24 protein-coding genes and 1 pseudogene are annotated in these 25,108 nt (G+C 72.0%); 18 read left to right on the forward strand and 7 right to left on the reverse strand.

Features of this window, described 5'->3' with window-relative positions:
* Positions 1-8: 8 nt before the first annotated feature.
* A complete protein-coding gene (locus ACXKR8_RS41295; protein WP_458269646.1) occupies positions 9-497 on the forward strand; it encodes a zinc-binding dehydrogenase in 489 nt (162 codons plus the stop codon).
* Between the two features lie 73 nt (positions 498-570).
* On the opposite strand, the gene ACXKR8_RS41300 is transcribed toward ACXKR8_RS41295, so the two are convergent.
* Positions 571-1,530 carry a 5'-3' exonuclease gene (locus ACXKR8_RS41300; protein WP_458269647.1) on the reverse strand — a complete coding sequence of 320 codons (960 nt, stop codon included), beginning with the start codon at positions 1,528-1,530 and terminating at the stop codon, positions 571-573.
* Positions 1,531-1,657: 127 nt separating this feature from the next.
* Here ACXKR8_RS41300 and ACXKR8_RS41305 point away from each other — a divergent pair, with 127 nt between their 5' ends.
* Positions 1,658-2,557, forward strand: a complete 900-nt coding sequence (locus ACXKR8_RS41305) for an oxidoreductase (protein WP_458269648.1) — start codon at positions 1,658-1,660, stop codon at positions 2,555-2,557.
* Between the two features lie 22 nt (positions 2,558-2,579).
* Here ACXKR8_RS41305 and ACXKR8_RS41310 read toward each other — a convergent pair whose 3' ends face one another.
* The gene (locus tag ACXKR8_RS41310) at positions 2,580-3,332 is read right to left on the reverse strand and encodes a gamma-glutamyl-gamma-aminobutyrate hydrolase family protein (RefSeq protein WP_458269649.1); all 753 of its coding nucleotides are present in this window, start codon (positions 3,330-3,332) and stop codon (positions 2,580-2,582) included.
* Between the two features lie 181 nt (positions 3,333-3,513).
* On the opposite strand from ACXKR8_RS41310, the gene ACXKR8_RS41315 reads away from it, so the two are divergent.
* Positions 3,514-4,914, forward strand: a complete 1,401-nt coding sequence (locus ACXKR8_RS41315) for an IS1380 family transposase (protein WP_458266600.1) — start codon at positions 3,514-3,516, stop codon at positions 4,912-4,914.
* A gap of 200 nt (positions 4,915-5,114) precedes the next feature.
* Here the strand turns inward: ACXKR8_RS41315 and ACXKR8_RS41320 are convergent, their stop codons facing one another.
* Positions 5,115-5,867 (reverse strand): FadR/GntR family transcriptional regulator, encoded by a 753-nt coding sequence (locus ACXKR8_RS41320; protein ID WP_458269650.1) that lies wholly within the window; start codon positions 5,865-5,867, stop codon positions 5,115-5,117.
* A 204-nt stretch (positions 5,868-6,071) separates the two neighbouring features.
* Here ACXKR8_RS41320 and ACXKR8_RS41325 point away from each other — a divergent pair, with 204 nt between their 5' ends.
* From ACXKR8_RS41325 to ACXKR8_RS41350, 6 genes are all read left to right on the forward strand, one after another.
* On the forward strand, positions 6,072-7,433 hold the full coding sequence (locus ACXKR8_RS41325; RefSeq protein ID WP_458269651.1) for a glutamine synthetase family protein: 1,362 nt from the start codon (positions 6,072-6,074) through the stop codon (positions 7,431-7,433).
* Between the two features lie 11 nt (positions 7,434-7,444).
* Complete coding sequence (locus tag ACXKR8_RS41330) at positions 7,445-8,815, forward strand: aldehyde dehydrogenase family protein (RefSeq protein ID WP_458269652.1); 1,371 nt, start codon at positions 7,445-7,447, stop codon at positions 8,813-8,815.
* Between the two features lie 14 nt (positions 8,816-8,829).
* Positions 8,830-9,630 (forward strand): 3-oxoacyl-ACP reductase, encoded by an 801-nt coding sequence (locus tag ACXKR8_RS41335; protein ID WP_458269653.1) that lies wholly within the window; start codon positions 8,830-8,832, stop codon positions 9,628-9,630.
* 150 nt (positions 9,631-9,780) lie between these two features.
* Positions 9,781-10,113, forward strand: coding sequence for a hypothetical protein (locus ACXKR8_RS41340; RefSeq protein ID WP_458269654.1), 333 nt, complete (start codon positions 9,781-9,783; stop codon positions 10,111-10,113).
* Between the two features lie 9 nt (positions 10,114-10,122).
* The gene (locus ACXKR8_RS41345; RefSeq protein ID WP_458269655.1) at positions 10,123-11,304 is read left to right on the forward strand and encodes a glutathionylspermidine synthase family protein; all 1,182 of its coding nucleotides are present in this window, start codon (positions 10,123-10,125) and stop codon (positions 11,302-11,304) included.
* Positions 11,305-11,356: 52 nt separating this feature from the next.
* Complete coding sequence (locus tag ACXKR8_RS41350; RefSeq protein ID WP_458269656.1) at positions 11,357-12,340, forward strand: DUF2510 domain-containing protein; 984 nt, start codon at positions 11,357-11,359, stop codon at positions 12,338-12,340.
* Between the two features lie 63 nt (positions 12,341-12,403).
* On the opposite strand, the gene ACXKR8_RS41355 is transcribed toward ACXKR8_RS41350, so the two are convergent.
* Together ACXKR8_RS41355 and ACXKR8_RS41360 are read right to left on the reverse strand one after the other, a co-directional pair.
* On the reverse strand, positions 12,404-13,603 hold the full coding sequence (locus ACXKR8_RS41355; RefSeq protein WP_458269657.1) for an amino acid deaminase/aldolase: 1,200 nt from the start codon (positions 13,601-13,603) through the stop codon (positions 12,404-12,406).
* 93 nt (positions 13,604-13,696) lie between these two features.
* The gene (locus ACXKR8_RS41360; protein WP_458269658.1) at positions 13,697-14,674 is read right to left on the reverse strand and encodes a serine hydrolase; all 978 of its coding nucleotides are present in this window, start codon (positions 14,672-14,674) and stop codon (positions 13,697-13,699) included.
* Between the two features lie 138 nt (positions 14,675-14,812).
* Here ACXKR8_RS41360 and ACXKR8_RS41365 point away from each other — a divergent pair, with 138 nt between their 5' ends.
* Entirely contained in the window at positions 14,813-15,562 is a 750-nt protein-coding gene (locus ACXKR8_RS41365) for an SseB family protein (protein WP_458269659.1), read from the forward strand.
* 37 nt (positions 15,563-15,599) lie between these two features.
* Here the strand turns inward: ACXKR8_RS41365 and ACXKR8_RS41370 are convergent, their stop codons facing one another.
* Positions 15,600-15,902: a hypothetical protein gene (locus ACXKR8_RS41370; protein ID WP_462100053.1), complete on the reverse strand. Its 303-nt coding sequence runs from the start codon at positions 15,900-15,902 to the stop codon at positions 15,600-15,602.
* A 392-nt stretch (positions 15,903-16,294) separates the two neighbouring features.
* Between ACXKR8_RS41370 and ACXKR8_RS41375 the strand changes: the two genes are divergently transcribed.
* Positions 16,295-16,726 carry a hypothetical protein gene (locus ACXKR8_RS41375; protein ID WP_462100054.1) on the forward strand — a complete coding sequence of 144 codons (432 nt, stop codon included), beginning with the start codon at positions 16,295-16,297 and terminating at the stop codon, positions 16,724-16,726.
* On the opposite strand, the gene ACXKR8_RS41380 is transcribed toward ACXKR8_RS41375, so the two are convergent.
* Complete coding sequence (locus ACXKR8_RS41380; protein ID WP_458269661.1) at positions 16,723-17,076, reverse strand: DUF1844 domain-containing protein; 354 nt, start codon at positions 17,074-17,076, stop codon at positions 16,723-16,725. The genes ACXKR8_RS41375 and ACXKR8_RS41380 overlap by 4 nt on opposite strands.
* A gap of 440 nt (positions 17,077-17,516) precedes the next feature.
* Here ACXKR8_RS41380 and infC point away from each other — a divergent pair.
* The 7 genes and pseudogenes from infC to pheT all read left to right on the forward strand — a co-directional run.
* A pseudogene (infC, locus tag ACXKR8_RS41385) lies at positions 17,517-18,215 on the forward strand (translation initiation factor IF-3); the annotation flags it as partial.
* A 241-nt stretch (positions 18,216-18,456) separates the two neighbouring features.
* Positions 18,457-18,651, forward strand: coding sequence for a 50S ribosomal protein L35 (gene rpmI / locus ACXKR8_RS41390; RefSeq protein WP_458269662.1), 195 nt, complete (start codon positions 18,457-18,459; stop codon positions 18,649-18,651).
* Positions 18,652-18,740: 89 nt separating this feature from the next.
* Entirely contained in the window at positions 18,741-19,142 is a 402-nt protein-coding gene (gene rplT / locus ACXKR8_RS41395) for a 50S ribosomal protein L20 (RefSeq protein WP_458269663.1), read from the forward strand.
* A gap of 160 nt (positions 19,143-19,302) precedes the next feature.
* Positions 19,303-20,160 (forward strand): TrmH family RNA methyltransferase, encoded by an 858-nt coding sequence (locus ACXKR8_RS41400; protein ID WP_458269664.1) that lies wholly within the window; start codon positions 19,303-19,305, stop codon positions 20,158-20,160.
* A gap of 45 nt (positions 20,161-20,205) precedes the next feature.
* On the forward strand, positions 20,206-21,342 hold the full coding sequence (locus tag ACXKR8_RS41405) for a sensor histidine kinase (RefSeq protein ID WP_458269665.1): 1,137 nt from the start codon (positions 20,206-20,208) through the stop codon (positions 21,340-21,342).
* Between the two features lie 103 nt (positions 21,343-21,445).
* Positions 21,446-22,570, forward strand: coding sequence for a phenylalanine--tRNA ligase subunit alpha (pheS, locus tag ACXKR8_RS41410; protein WP_458269666.1), 1,125 nt, complete (start codon positions 21,446-21,448; stop codon positions 22,568-22,570).
* Entirely contained in the window at positions 22,570-25,092 is a 2,523-nt protein-coding gene (pheT, locus tag ACXKR8_RS41415) for a phenylalanine--tRNA ligase subunit beta (RefSeq protein ID WP_458269667.1), read from the forward strand. Before pheS ends, pheT begins: the two co-directional genes overlap by 1 nt.
* Positions 25,093-25,108 lie beyond the last annotated feature (16 nt).

Raw genomic sequence — 25,108 nt, forward strand, 5'->3', positions numbered from 1 at the left:
ACAACACCGTGCGTGTCATCGAAGTTCACGCCTATGGCGGTCCCGAGGTCCTGCGGCCCGCTGAGCGCCCCGACCCCGAAGCACGACCCGGCGTGGTCCGGGTACGCATGGCCGCGACCACCGTCAATCAGGCAGACCTGAAGATCCGCTCCGGACAGGCCTCCGGTCGGCTCGGCGAGCTGGCCCCGCCCTTCGTCCTGGGGTTCGACATCGCCGGCACCCTGATCGACGGTGCCCCCTTGCTACCGGCCCTGCGCACCGGCGGTTCCTTCGTCTCCGTCACCCAGGCCCGCATCCCTACCGCCGAACGCGGCATCCGCGTCACCGCCGTCCGCGGAGCGCCCGACGGCACCCGGCTCAGGGAAATCCTGGAACGGCTGGCGAGCGGGAAGCTCACCACCCGCGTCGCCGGAGTCCTGACCTTGGAGCAGGCCGCCGAGGCCCACCACCGAACCGAGGCCGGCGGCCTGCCGGGCCGACTCGTACTGACGACCTGACTCCTCACGGCGATCATCGGGGTGACGGGCCGGCCCCGATCCGGGCGCCGGTGTTGAACCATGGGGTGCTGACCTACTTTCCCGCTTGGGCGAGGGTGTCGAGGAGGCGCCTGATGGGGGTGCCGAGGCCCCAGCGTTCGGAGAGTTCTTCGAGGGTGATCGGGTCGAGGGGTTCGCGGGGGAGGACGGGGTCGAAGGTGGGGAGGGGGATGTCGGTGGCGACGCTGACGACCTCGGGGGCGACGGCGAGGTAGTCGGCGCCCTCGATGATGCGCTTGCGCTGGGCCGGGGTGAGTTTGCTGTCCGGGTCGGCGGCTGCGGCCTGGATGGCGGCGAGGTCGCCGTACTGGGCGATGAGCTTGGTGGCGGTCTTCTCGCCGATGCCGACGACGCCGGGAAGGCCGTCGCTGGGGTCGCCGCGGAGCACGGCGAAGTCGACGTACTGGGTGCCGTTCACGCCGTACTTCTCGATCAGCAGGGCGTCGTCGGTGTGCTGGAGCGAGCCGACGCCCTTGAGGGGGTAGAGCACCTGCACCCCCCGCGCGTCGTCCACCAGTTGGAACAGGTCCCGGTCGCCGGTGACCACGTCGACCGGGCCCGGGTGACGGGTCGCCAGGGTGCCGATGACGTCGTCGGCCTCGTAGTCGGCGACGCCGATGCGGGCGATGCCGAGGGCGTCCAGGACCGCTGCGATCACCGGGACCTGGGGTGACAGGGTGTCAGGGACCTCCTCCTGGCCCTCGGTGGTGGGTTCGGCGGCCAGCCGGTGGGTCTTGTAGGTGGGGATCAGGTCCACCCGCCACTGCGGCCGCCAGTCGGCGTCCCAGCAGGCCACCAGCTGGTCCGGGGAGTGGTCGTGGACCAGCCGGGTGATGAACTCCAGCATCCCGCGCACCGCGTTGACCGGCTGCCCGTCGGGGGAGCGGATCGAGTCGGGCACGCCGAAGTAGGCGCGGAAGTACAGGCTGGCCGTGTCCAGCAGCATCAGCCGGGGCGCGGTCGCGGCGGGGCTCGCGGGCGGGGTTGCGGTCATGCTCCGCATCATGCCGTACGGGTACGACAACGCCGCATATTGGTGTTTCTTGACAGTGTTTCGGGCGCGCACCAGGCTGAGGGCGCCCGTGTCGCACCATCGCACTTGTTCACTTCAGGAGGGCCGCATGGCCTGGACCGCCGCCGACGTACCCGACCAGACCGGCCGGACGGTGCTCATCACCGGCGCCAACACCGGCCTCGGCCTGGAGACCGCCACCGTGTTGGCCGGGGCCGGGGCCACGGTCGTGCTCGCCTGCCGCAACCCGGCCAAGGCCAAGGCGGCGGCCCTGGAGATCGGCGGCAGCACCGAGCTGCTGGCCCTGGACCTCGCCTCGCTGGCCTCGGTACGCGAGGCCGCCGCCGAGGCGCACGAGCGCTTCGACCACCTCGACCTGCTGATCAACAACGCCGGTGTGATGGTCCCACCGCACAGCCGCACCGCCGACGGTTTCGAGCTCCAGTTCGGCACCAACCACCTGGGCCACTTCGCGCTCACCGGTCTGCTGCTCGACCTGCTCACCGGCACCGAGGGCTCGCGCGTGGTCGTGCTCAGCAGCCTGGCCCACAAGATGGCCAGGAGGGGGATCGACTTCGAGGATCTGCAGTCCGAGCGCAGATACCGCCGGATGGACGCCTACGGCCGGTCCAAGCTGGCCAACCTGATGTTCATGTACGCCCTGCAGCGCCGCCTCGCCGCCTCGGACGCGCCGACCATCGCCGTCGGCGCGCATCCCGGCCTCTCCTCGACCGAACTCGTCCGGCACCTGCCGGCGCCGGTCCGGACGCTGTACAGCCTCGGGGCGGCCGCCCTGGTCCAGCCGCCAGCCCTCGGCGCGCTGCCGCCGCTGCGCGCCGCCACCGACCCGCTGGTCAGGGGCGCCCACTACTACGGCCCGGACGGCCCGTTCGAGACCCGCGGCTTTCCCGTCCTGAAGGCATCCATCGCGCCGGCCCACAACCAGGCCGCCCAGGAACGCCTGTGGGCCGTCTCGGAGAGCCTGACCGGGGTGACCTACCCCAGCTAGCCCAGCTGCCAAGCAACCCGGGCTACCCCAACTGAGCAGCGACCGGGACCGGGACCGGGGCGGGGTTCGGGACCAGACGCCGGGTCGAGGCGTGCACCAGGGCCTCGGCCAGGCGCAGGTCGGAGCCCTGCTCGGGGTGCCACTGGACGGCGAGGGTGAAGCCGGGGCCCTCCACCGCCTCGACGGTGCCGTCGCCGTGGTGGGCGCTCGCGGTCAGTCCGCTGCCCAGGCGGCGTACGGCCTGGTGGTGGTAGGTGGGCACGTTCCGGGGCTCGGCGCCGATGACGTCGGCCAGCCGGGTGCCGGGGACCGGGGTGACCGGGTGCGCCGCGTAGACACCCGGCGCGGGGGAGTGGCTCTCGTGTCCGACCAGGTCCGGGAGGTGCTGGACCAGATCGCCGCCGCAGGCCACGTTGAGCAGTTGCATGCCCCGGCAGATGCCCAGCAGCGGCAGCCCCTGGGCCAGGGCCGCCGTGATCAGCGCCAGCTCCCAGGCGTCCCGCTCCACCCCGGGCGGATCGGTGCGGGGGTCGGGCTGGGCGCCGTAGCGGGCCGGGTCCACGTCGGGGCCGCCGCTGACGACCAGTCCGTCCAGCCGTGACAGCACGTCAGGGGCGGTGGCCGGGTCGTCCGGGGCGAGCAGGACGGCGATCCCGCCCGCGGCCTGGACCTGCGCGGAGTACTGGACCGGGAGCAGGACGGCCTGCTTCCCGGCCCAGACGCCCCAGCCGGCGGGGGTGAGGTACGTGGTGATACCGATCAGCGGACGGGACACGTGGTGGATCCTCCCATGCCAAAAAGCAGAAGCAGAAGCAGAAGCAGAGGACAGCCTCAGCCCGAATCCACCGATGAATGACCTGTCCGAGGCCTGGACATAACGACGCGGATGCCCTCTGACCTGGGACGATGGGACTTCCTACAGAACCAAGTCGCCAGAACGAGAGAACATCCGCGAGATGCAATCCTGCCATGCCGCCACAGCGGTTTCCGCCGTCTTCGACGAGCCGAACCTGATCGCCGATGCCGGGCTGCTGTCGCTGGTCCGGCTGGCCGAGCGGGCCGGCCTGCGGCAACTGGCCGCGTCCGCGCTCCGCATCGAGGGCGCCGACAACAGCGGCGGAGCCAACCCGGCCGCCAAAGTGATGTCGCTGATCAGCGCGATGTGCGCGGGCGCGGACAGCATCGACGACGCGGCGCGGCTGCGGCACGGCGCGATGGACCGCGCCTTCACCTCGGTCCGCGCGCCCTCCACCCTGGGCACCTTCCTGCGCTCCTTCACCCACGGCCACAACCGCCAGCTCCACCGCGTTCACCGCGACTTCCTGGCCCGACTGGCCCGCAGCACCCCACTGCTGCCCGGCGCCGACACACTGATGTTCATCGACATCGACCCCACCCACCGCCGCGTGTACGGCCACGCCAAGCAGGGCGCGCAGGTCGGCCGCCTCAAGGGCCAGCGCACCCTGCACCCGATCCTGGCCACCCTGTCCACCCCGATCGCCCGGCCCGTGATCGGCGCGGTCCGCCTGCGCCGCGGCAAGGCCGCCGACGTCCGCGGAGCCGAGAGCTTCGTGAGCGAGGCCCTGGCCATAGCGAAGGAGACCGGCGGCACCGGGATCCGCCTGGTCCGCGCGGACAGCAAGTTCTACACCGCCGACGTGGTCGCCGCCTGCCGCCGGGCCGGCGCCCGATTCTCCCTGACCACCGGCATGAACCCCTCCATCGCGGGCGCGATCTCCCGCATCCCGCAGGAGTCCTGGACGGCGATCCGCTACCCGGACGCCTTCGTCGACCCCGACACCGGCGAGATGGTCTCCGACGCCGAGGTCGCCGAGATCCCCTACACCGCCTTCACCGGCCGAAGGAAGTCCGAGCACGTCACCGCCCGGCTGATCGTGCGCCGGGTCCGCCGATTGAACGCCGAAGTGGCCCAGGGTCAGGGCGAGTTGTTCACCGCCTGGCGTTACCACCCCGTCTTCACCGACAGCTCCTTCGCGGTGCTGCAGGCGGAACTGCACCACCGGCAGCACGCCGTGGTGGAGCAGGTGATCGCGGACGGGAAGTCCGGGCCTCTGGCCCACCTGCCGTCCGGGAACTTCCAGGCCAACGCCGCGTGGCTGACCCTGTGGGCGATGTCGCACAACCTGCTGCGGGCCGCCGGTGCGCTGACCTCGGTCTTCCACGCCAAGGCCACCACAGCGACCCTGCGCGCCCACCTGGTCCACGTCCCGGCCCGGCTCGCGCGCACCGCGCGCACCAAATTGACGGTGCATCTGCCCGAGCACTGGCCCTGGCGCGACGCCTTCACCGCCCTGTTCGAGGCCGTCCACTCCCCACCGCCGCGCCCGGCGGCCTGACCGCCACAAGATCCCGCACCGCGACGGCCCGACGGCCACCGGCGACAGCGCCACCAACCGCTCCCGACCCCGCACAACCCCTCGGACAGGCCGCGACCCGCGCACGGCGGCTACCGCACACCCTCAACCTGTTGCCCCCAGCGGCCGACCGTCCACGGGCAGGAGAGCAACCCCGAAATGATCAGCCGGTGGATTCGGGCTCAGGCGAGGAAGCCGCGGAGCAGGGCCGCGGTGCCGGCCAGGTGCTCCCGCATCACCGTGCGGGCGCGGTCGGGCCGGCCGCCGAGGATCGCGGCGACCAGCTCCCGGTGCTGCCGTTCGCTGTGTTCGAGGTTGGGCGGCAGCAGCGGTATGCAGCCGAGCAGGTCGTTGACGGTGGCGCGGACGGCCGCGTACTGGGTGGCGACCGAGGTCGAGCCGCACAGCTCGGCGACGGCCAGGTGCAACCGGGTGTCCTGGCGGCGGTAGTCCGCCAGCGGGGCCTCGGCGGTCGCGGCCAGGCAGTCGCGCAGCCGCTGCGCCTCCGCGCCCTCCGGCGGGCGTGTCGCACAGAGTTCGGCCGCGCCGACCTCCAGCACCTCGCGGAACAGCAGGGTGTCCTCCAGTCGGTCGCCGAGCAGCCCGGCACGCCGCCGCAGCTCGCTGCCGTCCGCCGTGGCCGGGTCGTCCAGAGGGTCACCGCCGGGACGGCGGACGAAGGCGCCGCCGTAGCGGCCGCGGCGGACCTCGAGCAGCCCGGTGTCCTGCAGGACCTTGAGGGCCTCGCGCAGCGTCACCCGGCTGACCTGGAGCCGTTCGGCGAGGTCCCGTTCCGGGGGCAGCCGCTCGCCCTCGGGCACCAGTCCGAGCCGGATCAGCTGCAGCAGCCGCTGGACCGTCTCCTCAAAGGTGTTCCCCGAACGGACCGGCCGCAGCACCGCGGCCAGCGGATCGACTTCTACTGCCTCTGTCATCGAGCCCCTTCCCTTTCAATGGTACAAGGACATACCTTTAACTCGCTCGGCCACCCGCGACCTCGTCAGAAGCCGCCGGCGACCCGGCAGAAGCTGCTGGTGGCCCCCCAAGAAGCCGCCAGCGGCTCCCCCAGAAGCAGCCCGTAGCGCCACCGCAGAAGCAACCCGTAGCGCCACCGCAGAACAGCAGTCGGAGGCAAGCCCGTGACAGACCGCAAACCCCCGCTCAGCGTCCAGGAGCTACGCCGCCTGGTCGCCGCCGGGGAGATCCACACCGTCGCCCTCGCCTTCACCGATATGCAGGGCAGGCTCCAGGGCAAGCGCTTCGCCGCCGGGTTCTTCCTGGACGACGTGCTCGCCCACGGCAGCGAGGGCTGCGCCTACCTGCTCGCCGTGGACGTCGAACTGAACACGGTCGACGGCTACCCGATGGCCTCCTGGGACACCGGCTACGGCGACTTCGCGCTGATCCCCGACCTGGCCACGCTACGGCTGACGCCCTGGCAGCCCGGCACCGCCCTGGTCACCGCCGACCTGGCCTGGCAGGACGGCAGCCCGGTCCCGGCCTCGCCGCGGCAGATCCTGCGGCAGCAGCTCGACCGGCTCGCCGAACGCGGCCTCAGCGCCTGGGCCGGCACCGAGCTGGAGTTCATCGTCTTCCAGGACACCTACGAGGACGCCTGGAACCGCGGCTACCGCGCGCTCACCCCGGCGAACCAGTACAACGGCGACTACTCGCTGCTCGCCACCGCCAGGATCGAACCGCTGCTGGCCCGTATCCGCAACGAGATGGGCGCGGCCGGGATGGTCGTGGAGTCCGCCAAGGGGGAGTGCAACCTCGGTCAGCACGAGATCACCTTCCGCTACGACGAGGCGCTCACCACCTGCGACCAGCACAGCGTCTACAAGTCCGGGGCCAAGGAGATCGCCGCCCAGCAGGGGCAGTCGCTCACCTTCATGGCCAAGTACAACGAGCGCGAGGGCAACAGCTGCCATGTGCACCTGTCGCTGCGCGACGCCGAGGGACAGTCGGCCTTCGCGGGCGAGGACGGCGGGATGTCGCCGCTGATGCGGCACTTCCTGGCCGGTCAGCTCGCCGCGATGCGTGAGCTGACCCTGCTCTACGCGCCCAACATCAACTCCTACAAGCGCTTCCGCCCCGGCTCCTTCGCTCCCACCGCCGTCGCCTGGGGCCGCGACAACCGCACCTGCCCGCTGCGCGTGGTCGGCCACGGCCCCTCGCTGCGCTTCGAGAACCGCGCCCCCGGCGGCGACGTCAACCCCTACCTCGCGGTGGCCGCGATGATCGCCGCCGGGCTGCACGGGATCGAGCAGCAGCTGGAACTGCCGGAGCCCTGCACCGGAAACGCCTACGAGGCCGACTACGACCACCTCCCCAGCACCCTGCGCGAGGCCTCCGCGCTGTGGGCCGGCAGCAAGCTGGCCGAGGCCGCCTTCGGCAGCGACGTGGTCCAGCACTACCTGCGGATGGCCGAGGTGGAGCAGGACGCCTACGACAGCACCGTCACCGACTGGGAGCGTTTCCGCTCCTTCGAGCGAATGTGAGCCCGGATCAAATGACCGACGAGCCGCTGATCGTCCTCAACCCCGCCACCGAGGAGGTGATCGCCACCGTCCCGGCCACCACCCCGGCCCAGGTGGACGCCGCCGTGGCCCGGGCGGCCAAGGCCCAACAGGGCTGGGCCGCGCTCGCCCCCGGCGACCGGGCCCGGCTGCTGCGCCGCTTCGCCGACGCGGTGGACGGCGCGCTGGACGAACTGGCCGGGCTGGAGCTGCGCGAGGCCGGCCACACCCTGGGCAACGCCCGCTGGGAGGCCGCCAACGTCCGCGACCTGCTGGAGTACGCCGCGGGCGGCATCGAACGGCTGACCGGTCGACAGATCCCGGTGGCCGGCGGCCTGGACGTGACCTTCCACGAGCCGCTGGGCGTGGTCGCCGTCATCGCGCCCTGGAACTTCCCGATGCCGATCGCCGGCTGGGGCTTCGCGCCGGCCCTGGCGGCCGGCAACGCGGTGCTGCTCAAACCGGCCGAGACCACCCCCCTGACCGCGCTGCGGCTGGCCGAGCTGGCCCTGGCCGCCGGGCTCCCCGAGGGCCTGTTCCAGGTGCTGCCCGGGTACGGACCGGTGACCGGGCGCGCCCTGGTCGACCACCCCGGCGTGCGGAAGGTGGTCTTCACCGGCTCCACCCCGGTCGGCAAGGAGATCATGGCCCGCTGCGCCGGGCAGCTGAAGCGGGTCACCCTGGAACTCGGCGGCAAGAGCCCCAACCTGGTCTTCGCCGACGCCGACCTGGCCCGGGCCGCCGCCACCGCGCCGATGGCCTTCCTGGACAACGCCGGGCAGGACTGCTGCGCCCGGACCAGGATCCTGGTCCAGCGCGAGGTCTACGACGAGTTCCTGGCCCTGTTCGCCCCGGCGCTGGCCGCGGTCAGGGTCGGCGACCCGGCCGATCCGGCGACCGAGATGGGACCGCTGATCTCGGCCGCCCAGCGGGACCGGGTCAGCGGCTATCTGACCCCGGATCAGAAGGTGGTCGCCCGGGGTGAGGCCCCGTCAGGACCCGGCTTCTGGTTCCCGCCCACCCTGCTCGCCCCCGAGGACCCGAACAGCCCGGCCGCCACCGAGGAGATCTTCGGCCCGGTCGCCGTGGTCCTCCCGTTCACCGACGAGGCGGACGCGCTGCGGCTGGCCAACGGCACCCGCTACGGCCTGTCGGGCTCGATCTGGACCCGGGACCTGGGCCGGGCCATGCGGCTGGCCCGGGGCGTCAACGCGGGCAACCTCTCCGTGAACTCGCACAGCTCGGTCCGCTACTGGACGCCCTTCGGCGGCTTCGGCGAGTCCGGGCTGGGCCGCGAGCTGGGTCCTGACGCACTGACCCACTTCACCGAGACCAAGAACGTCTTCTTCAGCACCGAGGAATAGGGAGCACCGGAGCAGTGAGCACCGCAGCAGTGAGCACCGAAGAGAGCATCTGCCGCCGCCTGGTCGGCCGTACCGCCGTGATCACCGGCGCGGGCAGCGGGATCGGCCTGGCCACCGCGCGCCGGTTGGCGAGCGAGGGCGCGTACGTGGTCTGCGGCGACATCGACGAGGCCGCGGGCAAGGCCGCCGCCGAGGAGGTCGGCGGGCTGTTCGTCCGGGTCGACGTCACCGACGCGGACCAGGTCGAGGCGCTGTTCAAGGCCGCGTACGACACCTACGGCAGCGTCGACATCGCCTTCAACAACGCCGGGATCTCCCCGCCCGACGACGACTCCATCCTCACCACCGGGCTCGACGCCTGGCGCCGGGTCCAGGAGGTCAATCTGACCTCGGTCTTCCTCTGCTGCAAGGCCGCCCTTCCCTATATGCAGCGGCAGGGCCGGGGCTCCATCATCAACACCGCCAGCTTCGTCGCGGTGATGGGCGCGGCGACCTCGCAGATCTCCTACACCGCCTCCAAGGGCGGGGTGCTGGCGATGTCGCGCGAGTTGGGCGTCCAGTTCGCCCGCGAGGGGATCAGGGTCAACGCGCTCTGCCCGGGCCCGGTCGACACCCCGCTGCTGCGCGAGCTGTTCGCCAAGGACCCGGAGCGGGCCGCCCGCCGCCTGGTCCACATCCCGCTCGGCCGCTTCGCCCGTCCCGACGAGATCGCCGCCGCGGTGGCCTTCCTGGCGAGCGACGACTCCTCCTTCATGACCGCCAATGAGTTCCTGGTGGACGGCGGCATCGGCGGCGCCTATGTGACCCCGCTGTAGACGACCCCGCTGCAGGCCTCCCCAGCGCGGGACGTACGCTGGCCCCCGGTAAGAGCCGTAAGTAAGAGGGCAACGGGGGCCGCAGTGGTGTCAGCAGAATCCAGCAGCGTCGGCAGGCGCAGAATGCGCTCGGGCGGAGTCGCGCTCGGGATGGTGAGCACCCTCGCGCTGGTGCTCACCTCCTGCGGCAGCGCGGCTGACAAGCGCTGCGTGGACTCGACGAACTACAAGACCGTCGCCGACAGCCTCTGCAAGAGCACCGCGGGCGGTGGCTACGCCGACACCGACCGCTACCAGTGGTACCAGAAGGGCGGCACGTCGACCTACGTCGGCGGCTACCACCGCTACTACGGCTCCGGCTCCAGCAGCCATGTCGGCAGCAGTTCCGGCGGCTCCGACGACGGCACCTCGGGCAGCACCGGCGGCAAGGGCGTCTCCCGGGGCGGCCTCGGCGGCCACGGCAGCGGCTCGCACGGGGGCTGATCAGTTTCCATGCAGCGCCATCGCATCGAGCCCCGCCCCGACTGGCAGCGCATCGTCGAGGAGCAGGGCCTGATCTACCCGCTCACCCGCTTCCCGGACGACAGCCTCCGCCCGTACTGGGACGAGTCCGCGTACTACAGCTTCAGCATGGCCGAGATCGAGGCGCTGGAGGAGACCGTCGCGGAGCTGCACACCATGTGCCTGGCCGCCGCCGCGCACATCGTGGAGCACAACCGCTTCCGCGACCTGGGCATCACCGACCAGGTGGTCGCCGCGACCATCCGCACCTCCTGGCGCCGCCGCGAGGAGCAGCCCAGCATCTACGGGCGCTTCGACCTGCGCTACGACGGCACCGGGCCGGCCAAGCTGCTGGAGTACAACGCCGACACCCCCACCAGCCTGGTCGAGGCCGCGAGCCCGCAGTGGTTCTGGATGGAGCAGCGCTTCCCCGGCGCCGACCAGTGGAACTCGCTGCACGAGCGCCTGGTCGAGGCCTGGCGCCGGCAGGCGAAACTGCTGCCGCCGGGGCCGGTCCACTTCGCCCACTCCGAGGTGGACGAGCTCGGCGAGGACCAGATGACCACGGTCTACCTGATGGAGACCGCGCGTCAGGCCGGCCTGGACACCGTGCCGATCTCGGTCGAGGACATCGGCTGGGACGCGCTGGCACATCGTTTTGTCGACAAGGACCTGCGCTTTATGCGCAGCGTCTTCAAGCTCTACCCGTGGGAGTGGCTGGTCTCCGACGACTTCGGCAGCCATGTCCTCAACAGCATCGACCAGGGCGGAGGCACCGGCGGCACCTGCTGGATCGAGCCGGCCTGGAAGATGCTGCTGTCCAACAAGGCCCTGCTCGCCATCCTCTGGGAGCTCTACCCGGACCACCCCAACCTCCTTCCGGCCCAGCTGGACGGACCGGGTTCGCTGACCTCCTATGTGGCCAAGCCGCTGCTGGGCCGCGAGGGCGCCGGGGTGGTCATCGCCGAGGCCGGGGAGCCGACCGAGCCGCTGGACCCGCAGCAGAAGTACTGCTGGCAGCAGTTCGCCCCGCTGCCCGACTTCGACGGCAACCGCACCGTGCTGGGCGCCTGGGTGGTGGACGGCGAGCCGGCCGGCCTCGGCATCCGCGAGTCCGCGAGCCTCATCACAGATGAGTACGCGCGCTTCCTTCCGCACCTCATTCTCAGCTGATCCTCAGCGCCGGTTGATCGCACGCTTATCGAATTGGCCGTAGATTGCGGCTGTGAGTACGACGACCCCGGCCGGCTGGTACCCGGACCCCAAGCCCAATGACCCCGCCCACCCCGGTCAGCGCTGGTGGAACGGCTCCGAATGGACCGTCAGCACCAAGTCCGACGAGGTGCTGACGATCGGACCCGTTCCGGCCAAACGCCCCCGCCCCCGGCGGGGCACCGTGCTCGCCGGTACGGTGGCGGCCCTGCTCGGTCTCGGCGTCGGCAGCCTGACCACCTACCTGATCATGGACGGACGCAACTCGACCACCAACACCTCCAGCGCGCCCCCGCAGCGCTTCAACTCCGGGGGTGTCCCCGGTGAGGGCGGCTCGGGCGGTACCGGCGGCTCGGGCGGCTCGGGCGGTCTCCCCACCGCCCCCTCCGCCCCGGGCGGCAGCGGTGGCTCCGGCGGCGGCTCCGGCGGTCTCCCCGGCGGCGGTGGAGCCGACAGCACCACCGCCGTGGACCTCCTGGACGGCCTCTCCCTCCCCATCCCCGCGGGCTGGACCGGTGGCACCACCCAGGACGGCCACGCCGGCCTGTCCATAGGCAAGTACAGCTGCTCCCAGTCCACTGACGGCTGCACCCTCGGCGGCGCCAACACCGAGACCCTCAAGGCCTCCGTCAGCGACGGAGCCAAGGCCGCCGCCGAGGCCGACATCGCCGGTGCGGTGAAGGAGGCCTACGGTGACGTCAACAGCCACCAGCAGCTGGAGGCCCAGGCGGTGACCGTGGCCGGACGCTCCGGCTACCTGATCCGCTGGAAGGTCGACGCCAAGGTCGGCAACGACGGCACGGTCGAGACCGTGGTCTTCCCGACCAGCGACAACAAGACCCTGGTCGCCCTGCACCTGGGCTTCGACACCGCCGCCAAGGCGCCCGCCCTCTCGGTGATGGACACCATCGTCGCCGGGATCAAGGACGTCGACACCGCCAGCCTGTCCGGCGGCGCCACCGGAGGGACCGGCGGCACCACCGGCAGCAACTCCTGACCTGACACACCAAAGGAGCCCCGCCGAGTCCGCTCGGCGGGGCTCCTCCATGAGTAGTGCGAGCTACAGGAAGGTCTTGCCCTCGCCCCGGTAGGTCGGCACCGTCTCCACGATCCGGTCGCCCTCGACCAGCTGCAGCTCGGCGAAGCGCTCGCACAGCTCCCCGGCCTTGGCGTGCCGGAACCACACCTTGTCGCCGATCAGCAGGTCGTCCGCGGCCGAGCCCAGCAGCGGCGTCTGCACCTCGCCGGCGCCCTCCTGCGGGTCGTAGCGCAGCCCCTCCGGCAGCACCGGGACCGGCGAGCGGTCGGCGCCGGCCGCACCGGACGCCGGGTAGCCGCCGCCGAGCACGGTCACCACGCCGACGCCGGGCCGCCGGACCACCGGCTGTGCGAACAGCGCCGCCGGGCGGCCGTGGAACGAGCGGTAGTTGTCGAACAGTCGGGGGACGTAGAGGCCGGACCCCGCCGCGACCTCGGTCACCGCCGGCTCGGCGACGGTGCTCTCCACGCTGCCGGTGCCGCCGCCGTTGACGTACTCCAGGTCGGCGACCGCCCGCACCGCGGCGACCACCGCGGCGCGGCGCTGGGCCAGCTCGGCGCGGGCCTTGCGCTGCATGGTCTGGATGATCCTGGAGCGGAACGGGCGGCCGCTGATGCTGTCGCCCACACCCGCGATGTGGCCCTCGTAGGCCATCAGGCCGACCACCCGGAAGCCGGGCCGCTGCTGCACCAGCCGGGCGAAGTCCGCCAGTGCCTCGGGGGTGCGCAGCGGGGAGCGCCGGGCGCCGACCCGGAACCGGCCGCCGAACAGCTGCAGCGCGGTGTCCAGCTCCAGGCAGACCCGGACCTCTTCAGAGCCGTCGCCCCTGGCCCCGTCGATCAGGTCGAGCTGGGCCGGGTCGTCCAGCAGCACCGAGATCGCCCCGGCCAGCTTGGGGTCGGCGGTCAGCTCGGCGTAGCCGGCCCGGTCGGCGGAGGGGTAGGCGAGCAGGATGTCGTCGAAGCCCGCGCGGGCCAGCCAGATCGACTCGGCCAGGGTGAAGCTCATGATCCCCTGGAAGCCGTCCATCCGGAGCACCCGCTCCAGCAGGGCCCGGCAGCGCACCGACTTGCTGGCGACCCGGATCGGCTTGCCCGCGGCGCGCCGGACCAGGTCCTCCGCGTTGGCGTCGAAGGCTTCGAGGTCCACGATCGCCACCGGGGCGTCGAGGTGGGCGGTGGCGCGGTCGTAGCGCGTGCGGTCTGCGGAGGGGGTCACCATGCGGGAAGCCTGCCACATCCGGGCTACCTGCCGGTAGGGCGGATTCGGAATCGGCTCATGTTTTCCCCGCCAAGGCCCGTCGGTCCGGTCGGTTCAGGTGCCGACCAGGGCTCCGGCCGCGGCCTCGGCCACCGACTCGATCAGGGTGATCCCCTGCGCCATGGTCCGGTTGCCGTCGGAGACCACGGAGATCAGCAGCTGGTGGCCGCCGCGGTCGATCCGCCCGGTGCTGTTGACCACCCAGAGCCCGGTGGTGGAGCGCGGCAGCCAGCCGTTCTTCAGTTCGAACCCGCCGGTGGCGGCCGCGCTGACGCCCCACTGCTGGTCCGTCTCGACCTGGCTCAGCAGGCCCTGGACATAGCCGCGCGAAGCGGAGTCCAGCAGCGAGGAACTGGTGAACACCTGGCGCAGCAGCTTCACCTGGTCCGCCGCGGTGGTGGTGGTCACGCCCCAGAGGATCCCCTCCCCGCTCTCGGTCGAGGTCATCCCGAACCGCTTGTTGGCCGCGTCCATCCCGGGCGCTTTGCCCAGGGTGGTGTAGAGGCTGTCGGCGGCCGCGTTGTCGCTGTGCTCGATCATCTTGGTGGCGAGCGCCTGCTCCGCCGAGGTCAGCTCGGTGCCCTGGTCCTGGGTCTGCAGCAGCAGCGTGGCCAGGACGTCCAGCTTGGCGATGCTGGCGCAGGCGAACGCATGGTCGGTGCCGCCGTAGGTGAGCGTCTTCCCGGTGGTCAGGTCCGTCACCGAGACCGAGGCCGAGCCGGCCGCCTGTGCCACCGCGTCCTTGAGCGCCTCGGTGCTGCCGACCGCGACCGTCCTGGGGGTCTTCGCGGTGGCCTTGGGCTTCGGCGTGGGCTTCGTGGACGCCGGGCCGCCGCCGACCGTCCGCGCGGGGGAGGACACCGCGTCCGAGGAGGGTGGGACGGGCCGGGCTCCGGCCGGGGAGGGCTGGTTGAGCAGGACCGCGGTGAGCACGGCCACCGAGGTCACACCGACCACCGAGGAGAGGATGCCGACCCGGGAACGGCTGCGCGGCTTGGCTCTTCGCCGTTGGCCCGTACTCCTGTGCGACATGAGTAAGGACAATAGACAGCGGTTCTCCGAAGTGGGTGGGAGATTCGTGAGAATCTCCTGGAAAGATCCACGGAGGGCCGATCGGCCTGGCATATGGGGTGGTCCGTCCGGGTGTGGCCGATCGACTAGGCTCGCCGGGTGCAGCGCAAGAACATCCCTGACCCGGGGTTCTCGGGTGACGACGGTGCGGCGGAGCCCCGACTGGCGGAGGCGCTCTCCCGTCACGCGGAGCAGCCCTCGGCCGACACCGAGCAGGAGCTTCTCGCCGCCCTGGTCGGCGCGAGGCTGATGGTCCCGATCGTGGCGATCCTCGGCGAGTCCGAGACCGGCGCGGACGGTCTGACCCACGACAAGTCCAGCGACATGGCCGTCCCCACGGTGCGGACCCCGGACGGACGCACCGGCCTGCCCGCGTTCACCTCGCTGGAGGCACTGGCCCGCTGGCGCGCCGACGCCCGACCGGCGCCGGTCCCGGCCGACCAGGCGGTCCGGGCCGCCTGGTCCGAGCAGGCGGACGCGCTGCTCATCGACCTCGCCGGGCCCGCCTTCTACGAGCTGTCCGGCGCGGCCATGCGCGCCGTCGCCGAGGGCCGCGCCAGGATCGACCCGCTGCGCGACCCGGAGGTCGCCGAGGCCGTCCGCGGGGAGCTGGCGCGGCATCCGGCCGTGCTGCGGGCCCATCTGCTGCCGAGCACGGAGACGGACGCGCTGCTGGCCCTGATCCCGGACCCGGCCGTCGATCCCGCCGCGCTGGGCCCGTCGGTACGGCAGCTGGCCGCCGCGCTGGCCGACCATGAGCTGCTGCGGATCAGGCTGGACCGAGGGCTCGACCTCGCGGTCGTCCCGGCCTCCCCGGCCGAACCGGCCGAACCGCTCTACACCCGCTGACGCCCTGTCGAGCGGGCGACCGCTCCTGGCCGCTGGTTCAGCCGAGCGCGGCGGCCGCGGCCTCGGCCTCCGACTCGATCAGGGAGATGCCCTGCGCCTGCGAGGTGTTGCCGTCGGAGACCACGGAGATCAGCAGCTGGTGGCCGTCGCGGTCGATCCGCCCGGTGCTGTTGATCACCCAGAGCCCGGTGCTGGAGCGGGGCAGCCAGCCGTTCTTCAGTTCGAACCCGCCGGTGGCGGCCGCACTGACGCCCCACTGCTGGTCGCTCTCGACCTTGTTCAGCAGGCCCTGGATGTAGCCGCGCGAGGCGGAGTCCAGCTGCGAGCTGCTGGTGAACACCTGCCGCAGCAGTTTCAAGCTGGTCCGCCGCGGTGGTGGTGGTCAGCCCCCAGTAGCCCTCGCTGCCGCCGTGGGTCGAGGTGAGCCCGAACCGCTTGTTCGCGGCGTCAAGGCCGCTGTGGCCGCCGATGGCGGTGTAGAGGCTGTTGGCGGCGTCGTTGTCGCTGTTCTCGATCATGCTGGTCGCCAGCGAGCGCTGGGACTGGGTCAGCGTGCCGCCGCGGTCCTGGGTCTGCAGCAGCAGGGTGGCCAGGATGTCCAGCTTGGCGATGCTGGCGGTGACAAAGGCGTGCCCCTTGCCGCCGTAGCTCAGCGAGGCCCCGGTGGCCAGGTCCACGACGGCGACGGAGACCTTTCCGGCCGCCTGTGCCGCCGCTGCCTCAAGGGCGTCCATGTCGGCTTCCGAAGCGGTCGGACCCGCCGGCGCTGCCGCCGTCCTGCTCGGCGTCGCGGTGGCGGTCGCCGCCGGGGTCGCCGAGGGGGTCGGCGTTCCGGCGCCGGAAAGCGTGGCCGAGCCGGCCGTCGAGGGGGTGACGGCCGAGGGGGTGACGGGGGTGACCGAGCCGGCGGCGACGGCCGCCCCGGCCGCTCCGCCGTGCAGCAGCAGGGTCGTCGCCCCGGCCACCAGCATCACCCCGGCCGTCGCGCAGGCGATCGCCGTCCGCGGCGTGATCCGCCGCTGGGGCCGCTCCTGCGGCGGCGCCGTGCCTCTGCTCCACATGCCCAGTCACGCTAGGCACCCTTCCTCTGATCCGACTGGGAGGAAGATGGGGGCTTCCTGGGAGCACGAACGATCCAGTCCCTCGACCAGTCCCCTCGACTAGCCGTAGACGGGGCCGGTGAACTTCTCGCCGGGGCCGGTCCCGGGCTCGTCCGGCACCAGCGAGGCCTCGCGGAAGGCGAGCTGCAGCGACTTCAGGCCGTCCCGCAGCGGCGCCGCGTGGTAGGTGCTGAGATCCGGCGCGGCGGCGGTGAGCAGCCCGGCCAGCGCGTTGATCAGCTTCCTGGCCTCGTCCAGGTCCTTGTGCTTCTCGCCGTCCTCGGCCAGCCCCAGGTTGACCGCGGCCGCGCTCATCAGGTGCACGGCGGTCGTGGTGATCAGCTCCACCGCCGGGACGTCGGCGATGTCGCGGGTCAGGTCGTCGAGGTCGGGGCTGTCGGGCTGGCTGCTCATGGGTACTCGTCTCACCGGTCGTGGAGGGAAGGTCGGGGAAGGCTGGTCGTGCGTGGATGTCAGTCCGAAGTCTGCCCGATGCGCCCCCGGCGGCGGGAATTCTGCGCTACGCCTGAACGCTGCTATAGTCAACACTGACCGGCCAGGTTGTCATGCCCGTGGGGCAGGATGCCAGGCCCGCAAGTGGAGGCTCCCTCCCACCCGCATCGACCCCAGGGTCGTCGGGTTCCGGTCCGGTGGTCCGCGCCCTACCAGCGTGGCACCACCTCAGCGCGTATCGCGGACATTGTGCTCCGCGGCTGCGTGCCCGGTTTCCGTGGAGCCCCGCCTGCGTGTCATGCGGGGCTTTTTTCGTGCCCGCGGTGCGGCGCCCGGTGCGTCGGACACACCGCGGTACGAATGAAGTCCTGTATGACGGTAAACCAGTCCGCATAACGCGACTGCCGCCGGCAGTCGCGAGGTGCAACCGAGGAGGATCCATCAGCACTGAGCCCCGCATCAACGACCGGATTCGCGTCCCTGAGGTGCGACTCGTCGGTCCCAGTGGCGAGCAGGTCGGCATCGTGCCGCTTGCCAAGGCCCTGGAACTTGCGCAGGAGTACGACCTGGATCTGGTCGAGGTCGCGGCGACCGCCCGGCCGCCGGTGTGCAAGCTCATGGACTACGGCAAGTTCAAGTACGAGTCCGCCATGAAGGCCCGTGAGGCGCGCAAGAACCAGGCGCACACGGTCATCAAGGAGATGAAGCTCCGGCCGAAGATCGACCCGCACGACTACGACACCAAGAAGGGTCACGTCGTCCGGTTCCTCAAGCAGGGTGACAAGGTCAAGATCACGATCATGTTCCGTGGTCGTGAGCAGTCCCGCCCCGAGCTTGGCTTCCGGCTGTTGCAGCGCCTCGCGTCGGATGTGGAGGAGTTGGGCTTCATCGAGTCCAACCCGAAGCAGGACGGCCGAAACATGATCATGGTGCTCGGCCCGCACAAGAAGAAGACCGAGGCCATGGCCGAGGCCCGCGAGGTCGCCGCCATCCGCAAGGCCGAGCGCCAGGGGCGTCCGGCCAGGGATGACGAGTCCGACGAGGTCGACGAGGCCCCGGTGGCCGCCGAGACCGACGCGGCGTCCGAGACCGACGAAGCCCCCGAGGCCGAGGCGCCGCAGGAGCTCGACGAAGCCGCGGAGGCGACCGAGGAGGTCGCTGCCGAGGCCGACGTCGCCCCTGCCGACGCCGAGGCCGCGGAACCCAAGGAGGTGGCAGCCAGCTAGGCTGCCACGTCCGCCCGGCCCCCGGCATCCGCCGGAGGGTCCTGGAGAACCACAGCGCTCCCGCTCGCGCCCCGGCGCACGGGCGGGAGCGGACCGACGAGGAGAGTACGGCGACATGCCGAAGAACAAGACGCACTCCGGTGCCAGCAAGCGCTTCAAGATCACTGGCTCCGGCAAGGTGCTGCGCCAGCGCGCCGGCCGTCGTCACTACCTTGAGCACAAGCCGTCCACGCTGACCCGTCGTCTGGCCGGCACGGTCGAGGTGTCCGCGGCTGACGTCAAGAAGGTCAAGAAGCTTCTCAAGAAGTGATCCTGCGCCTCCGCGCAGCCGACCCCCTCGATCCATTCGTTTACCGGACCGCGTGAGACTTACCGCGGTCCCCACCAAGGAGTAACAACGTGGCACGCGTCAAGCGGGCAGTAAACGCCCACAAGAAGCGCCGGGTCGTCCTCGAGCGCGCCAAGGGTTACCGCGGCCAGCGCTCGCGGCTGTACCGCAAGGCGAAGGAGCAGCTGCTGCACTCCTTCACCTACAACTACAACGACCGGAAGAAGCGCAAGGGCGACTTCCGTCAGCTGTGGATCCAGCGCATCAACGCCGCGGCGCGTGCGAACGGCATGACGTACAACCGCCTGATCCAGGGCCTGAAGCTCGCCAACGTCGAGATCGACCGGAAGATGCTGGCCGAGCTGGCCGTGCACGACGCCGGTGCGTTCGCCACGCTGGTCGAGGTCGCTCAGAAGGCCCTCCCGGCCGACGTGAACGCTCCCCGCAGCGCCGTCGCCGCCGACGCGGCCTGAGGCCGGCTCCGTCACCGCAGCGTCACCCGGTAAGCAGTCACCCGGTATGTCGTCACCCAGCAGCAGCTGAGACCAGAACCCGCAGGGGGATCTTCCCCTGCGGGTTCTGGTCTTTCCGCCCGGACTTCCGGACTCCCGGACCGTCGAAGTGAGAACCGCGATGCCCCAGCAGCCGTCCCCCGAGCTCACCTCGCTGCGCTCGCCCCGGGTCAGCGCCGCCCGCCGCCTCTCCCGCCGCGCCCAGCGCGGCAAGGAGCGCCGCTTCGTCGCCGAGGGCCCGCAGGCCGTCCGTGAGGCCGTGGCGTACGGGACGGTCCCCGGCGGCGAGCAGGCCGTGGTCGAGATCTACACCACCTTCGAGGCCGCCGAACGGCACGCCGAACTGCTGGACGACGCCCGCGCCGCCCGGATCCCGGTCCTCTCCGTGACCGACGAGGTGATCGAGGCGATCTGCCAGACGGTGACCCCGCAGGGAATCGCCGCGCTGTGCCGCTTTGTCGACACCGATTTCGAGCAGCTGCTCGCGGCCGGCCCCCGGCTGGTCGCCGTGCTCGCCAACGTCCGCGACCCCGGCAACGCCGGGACGGTGCTGCGCACGGCCGACGCCGCCGGGGCGGACGCGGTGGTGCTCACCGACGCCTCGGTCGACCTCTACAACCCCAAGGCGGTCCGCGCCTCGGTCGGCAGCCTCTACCACCTGCCGGTGGCGGTCGGGGTTCCGGTCGAGCAGGTGGTCAGCGGCCTGCGCGCGGCCGGGGTGCGGATCCTGGCCGCCGACGGCGCGGGCAAGCGGGACCTCGACGCCGAGCTGGACGACGGCGCCCTGGGCGGCCCCACCGCCTGGGTCTTCGGCAACGAGGCCTGGGGCCTGCCCGAGGCCACCCGCGCGCTGGCGGACGAGGTGGTGCGGGTGCCGATCCACGGGCACGCCGAGAGCCTGAACCTCGCCACGGCCGCCGCCGTCTGCCTCTACGCCTCCGCGCGCGCGCAACGCGCTCCCGGCGGGTGCCGCGAGTAGCCCAGGATTCGCTAGGGTGATTCAAAGCCCGGAGGGAGGGCGGCCGTGACCGACACACAGCAGGCCCGTGTGGTCGTGCCCCCTGCCGTGCTCCGGGAGGGTCCGGGCGGCGGTGCGGGCTGGCTCGACCCGGAGGAGCTGCCGGACGGCCTGGTCGTGGCCGACGCCGACCAGCGCGTGGTCTGCTTCAACGGCGCGGCGGCCCGGATCAGCGGCATCAGCGCCGCCGACGCCCTCGGCCGCACCCTCGCCGAGGCGCTGCCGCTGGAGGATCTGGAGGGCCGCCGCTGGTGGCAGCTCACCGACCCCTACGGCGGCCTGCTGATAAGGACCCGCCAGCCCGAACGCAATCTGCTGCTGCCCGGCGGCCGCGAGGTGCTGGTCTCGGCCCGCTACCTGCGGGTCGGCGGCGGCACCGGACCGGTCCAGCGGGTGGTGGTGACCCTGCGCGGGACGGAGGCCAGGCGGCGTACCGAGCGCAGTCACGCCGAGCTGATCGCCACCGTCGCCCATGAGCTGCGCAGCCCGCTGACCAGCGTCAAGGGCTTCACCGCGACCCTGCTGCAGAAGTGGGAGCGGTTCACCGACGACCAGAAGAAGCTGATGCTGGAGACCGTCGACGCCGACGCCAACCGGGTCACCCGGCTGATCGCCGAGCTGCTCGACATCTCCAGGATCGACGCCGGACGGCTGGAGATCCGGCGCCAGAAGGTCGACCTCCCGGTCGCGATCCGGCGCCATGTCGACGGCAAGATCGCCGCCGGAACCCCGTCCGAGCGCTTTGTGATCCGGGTCCACGAGCCGCTGCCGCCGCTCTGGGCCGACGCCGACAAGGTCGACCAGGTGCTGGGCAACCTGCTGGAAAACGCGGTGCGGCACGGTGAGGGAACTGTCACCATCGAGGTCCGGCCCGAGCAGGCGGTCCTCGCCTCCGGCCAGCGGCGGGAGGTGACGGCGGTGACGGTCTGCGACCAGGGCCCCGGCATTCCGCAGGAGTCCATCCCGCGCGTCTTCACCCGTTTCTGGCGCGGCAGCAAGCGCGGCGGCACCGGTCTCGGCCTCTACATCGTCAAGGGCATCGTCGAGGCGCACGGCGGCAGCATCGCCGTGGACCGGGTCCCCGAGGGCGGGGCGAGGTTCCGATTTACCCTGCCCGCCGGCATTCCGGAGTTCATGCTCTGAGCTGGGCGGGCGTCGCCACTTCAGAACCTCAGTAGACTCGTCCATTGGCATCGTGCGATGCCGCATGTCCGCACGATCCACGCAGGAGCACGGGAAGAGAGAGATGTCCGCACCGAACAAGTCCTACGACCCGGTCGAGGTAGAGGCGTTGAAGCCCGAAGAGATCGAGCGCCTGCGGGACGAGGCACTGGCCGCGTTCGCCGCCGCCACGGACCTCGCCGCGCTGCAGGAGGCCAAGGTCGCCCACAGCGGTGACCGCTCCCCGCTCTCGCTGGCCAACCGCGAGATCGGAGCCCTGCCCCCGCAGGCCAAGGCCGAGGCCGGCAAGCGGGTCGGGCAGGCCCGCGGCGCCGTCGGCAAGGCCCTGGCCGAGCGCCGGGTCGAGCTGGAGGCCGAGCGCGACACCCGGGTGCTGACCGAGGAGGCGGTGGATGTCACCCTCCCCTACGACCGCGCCCCGCGCGGCGGCCGGCACCCGCTGACCACGCTCTCCGAGCGGCTCGGCGACATCTTCACCTCCATGGGCTACGCCATCGCCGAGGGCCCCGAGGTCGAGGCCGAGTGGCTGAACTTCGACGCCCTGAACATGGGCCCGGACCACCCCGCGCGGTCCACCCAGGACACCTTCTTCCTCCAGGACGCCAAGGGCGAGCTGACCGACGGCGTGGTGCTGCGCACCCACACCTCGGGCGTGCAGATCCGCTCGATGCTGGCCGCGTCCGAGCCGCCGATCTATGTGATCTGCCCGGGCCGGGTGTTCCGCTCCGACGAGCTGGACGCCACCCACACGCCCGTGTTCAGCCAGATCGAGCTGCTGGCCGTGGACGAGGGCCTGACCATGGCCGACCTCAAGGGCACCCTGGACCACATGGTGGTCTCGCTGTTCGGCGAGGGCATGGCGACCCGGCTGCGTCCCAACTACTTCCCGTTCACCGAGCCGTCCGCCGAGATGGACATGGTGTGCTTCTCCTGCCGCGGCGAGTCCGTCGGCAACCCGGACCGCCCCTGCCGGACCTGCTCCTCCGAGGGCTGGATCGAGCTGGGCGGCTGCGGGATGGTCAACCCGCGGGTGCTGGTCGCCTGCGGGATCGACCCCAACCGGTACAGCGGCTTCGCGTTCGGCTTCGGCATCGAGCGCCTGCTGATGTTCCGCCACAACGTCGAAGACATGCGAGACATCGTCGAGGGTGACCTTCGTTTCACCCTTCCGTTCGGGATGGAGATCTGATGCGCGTCCCGCTTTCCTGGTTGCGGGAGTACGTCGACCTGCCCGCAGGTGAGACCGGCCGCGACGTGGCCGCCCGACTGGTCCGGGCCGGCCTCGAGGTCGAGACCGTGGAGCAGGTCGGCGCCGACCTGAAGGGCCCGCTGGTGGTGGGCCGGGTGCTGGCCATCGAGGAGCTGACCGGCTTCAAGAAGCCGATCCGCTACTGCCAGGTCGACGTGGGCGACGCGAACGGCCACGGCGGCCCGCAGAACATCGTCTGCGGCGCCCGGAACTTCGCCGTCGGCGACAAGGTCGTCGTGGTGCTGCCCGGCGCGGTCCTGCCAGGACCGTTCCCGATCGCCGCCCGGCAGACCTACGGGCACACCTCCGAGGGCATGATCTGCTCGGCCCGCGAGCTGGGCATGGGCGACGAGCACGACGGCATCATCGTGCTGCCGCCGGAGTTCGAGCCCGGCACCGACGCGGTCGAGCTGCTGGAGCTGGTCGACGAGGTGCTCGACATCGCCGTCACCGCCGACCGCGGCTACTGCCTGTCGGTGCGCGGTGTGGCCCGTGAGGCCGCCATCGCCTACGGGCTGCCGCTGAGCGACCCGGCCCTGCTGGACGTGCCGCCGGCCAACTCCTACGGCCCGCTGGTCAAGGTCGAGGACCCGGCAGGCTGCGACCGCTTCGTCGCGCGCGGCGTCGTCGGCGTGGAGCCGACCGCGCTGTCCCCGATCTGGATGCAGCGCCGGATCCAGAAGGCCGGGATGCGCCCGATCTCGCTGGCCGTCGACATCACCAACTACGTCATGCTGGAGCTCGGCCAGCCGCTGCACGCCTACGACCGCAGCCGGATCGACGGCGCGATCACGGTCCGCCGCGCGCTGGCCGGCGAGCAGCTGCGCACCCTGGACGGCGTGGTCCGCACCCTCGACGCCGAGGACCTGCTGATCTGCGACAACTCCGGGCCGATCGGCCTGGCCGGGGTGATGGGCGGGGCCGGCACCGAGATCGCCACCGCGGTCGTGGACCCGGAGACCGGCCAGGTCAGCGGCACCACCGACATCGTGATCGAGGCCGCGCACTTCGCGCCGGTCTCGATCGCCCGCAGTGTGCGCCGCCACAAGCTGCCCTCCGAGGCCGCCAAGCGCTTCGAGCGCGGGGTGGACCCGGAGGCCGGCAAGGCCGCCGCGCAGCGTGCCGTGGACCTGCTGGTCGCGGTGGCCGGCGGCACCGCCGAGGCCGGTGTCACCGACATCGCCGCCGCGCACCCGCTGCACAGCATCACCATCGCGGCCGACCACCCGGACCGGGTGGCCGGTCAGGAGTACGGCCGGGAGACCGTGGTCCGCCGGCTGCAGGAGGTCGGCTGCCACGTGGTGGGCGGGGATGTCCTGGTGGTCACCCCGCCGAGCTGGCGGCCCGACCTCACCGACCCCAACGACCTCGCCGAGGAGGTCATCCGGCTGGAGGGCTACGAGGAGCTGCCCTCCACCCTGCCCCAGGTCCCGGCCGGGCGCGGGCTGACCGACGCCCAGCGGCTGCGCCGCCGCACCGGCCTCGCGCTGGCCGGCGCCGGCTATGTCGAGGTGCTGAACTACCCCTTCCTCGGCGAGCCGGAGCTGGACGCGCTCGGCCTCGACCCGGACGACGACCGCCGGAAGACGGTCAAGCTCGCCAACCCCATCTCCGACGAGGCCCCGGCGCTGCGCACCACGCTGCTGCCGGGCCTGCTCGCCGCGCTGCGCCGGAACACCGGCCGGGGCGCGACGGACGTGGCGCTGTTCGAGCAGGGCCTGGTCTTCCGGATCGACGGCACCGACCCCGAGGCGCTGTTCCGGTCCCCGCGGCTGCCGGTCGACCGCCGTCCCACCGACGAGGAGATCGCCCGGCTGAACGCGGCGCTGCCGCGGCAGCCGCACCGGGTCGCCACCGTCCTCGCGGGCAACCGCGAGCCCGACGGCTGGTGGGGCAAGGGCCGCCCCGCGACCTGGGCCGACGCGGTCGAGTCGGCGCGTACCTTCGCCGAGGCGGCCGGGGTCGAGCTGACCGTGCGCCAGGACCAGCACGCGCCCTGGCACCCGGGCCGCTGCGCCGCGCTCTACGCGGGCGACCGGCTGGTCGGCCACGCCGGAGAGCTGCACCCGCGGGTGGTCAAGGCGCTGCACCTGCCGGAGCGCACCTGCGCGATGGAGCTGGACGTCGACCTGCTCATGGCCGAGGGTCCGCGCCCGGTCGAGGGGCCGAAGATCTCCTCCTTCCCGGTCGCGACCCAGGACGTCGCGCTGGTCGTGGCTGACTCGGTCCCGGCCGCCGAGGTCGAGCGGGCGCTGCGGGCCGGCGCCGGGCCGCTGCTGGAGTCGCTGCGGCTGTTCGACGTCTACACCGGTGAGCAGATCGGCGCCGACCGGAAGTCGCTGGCCTACGCCCTGCGCTTCCGCGCCGCCGACCGCACCCTGACCGCGGAGGAGGCGAGCGCGGCCCGCGAGGCCGCCATCGCCGAGGCCGTGGTCCGCACCGGAGCGGTGATGCGCGGCTGACCCCGCGTCCGTAGTA

The organism is Streptacidiphilus sp. PAMC 29251 (assembly GCF_054208735.2).